1 pseudogene is annotated in these 538 nt (G+C 65.2%); it reads right to left on the bottom strand.

Annotated features, from left to right (window positions below):
- A pseudogene (locus KJQ96_RS38675) lies at window positions 1–538 on the bottom strand (IS21 family transposase); the annotation flags it as partial.

Genomic DNA, 538 nt, shown 5'->3' on the forward strand with positions numbered 1-538 from the left:
GCCGGCGCTCGATGCTGGCACGGTTCTGGGCGCCGAGGCGAAAGAGTTCGCCGTATTCGTCTGCGGGACGGATCAGTGGATGATCCTGCGTCAGAGACAGCGTGAGTTGTGGTGCCTGATCGACGCGCTCGAGCGCCCGCTCGAACAATCGCTCAACGATGGCGCGCACCTGTTTGTAGCGATGGATGTGATGACGCATCGCGTGATCGCAGGCTTGCTCGACGAGCCGGGCGGGATACTTCTTCGCAAGTCCGACAATGCCCCACATCGCGCGTTGTCCAACGCGACCTTCGGTGTCGAACAGGTGCTGACAGAGCGCCTTCGCTTGCGGTCCGATGTCGCCGGCGCTTGCCAGCAGGAAGGCGGTCTGACGAGATGGATTGAACGGGCGCTCGTTGTGCGGCAGTTTGAGCGAACCCGGCCGTGCGGCGCGGGCATGAACGCGCAGCAGCGCCTGGGTGCTGCGGTCGCGGATCTCGATCGTGGTCTCGTAAAGGCGTACCACGACCTGGCTGCCGATCGGCGCGGGGCGCGCGGC

Origin of the sequence: Bradyrhizobium sp. sGM-13, from assembly GCF_018398875.1 — a bacterium.
Classification (GTDB): domain Bacteria; phylum Pseudomonadota; class Alphaproteobacteria; order Rhizobiales; family Xanthobacteraceae; genus Bradyrhizobium.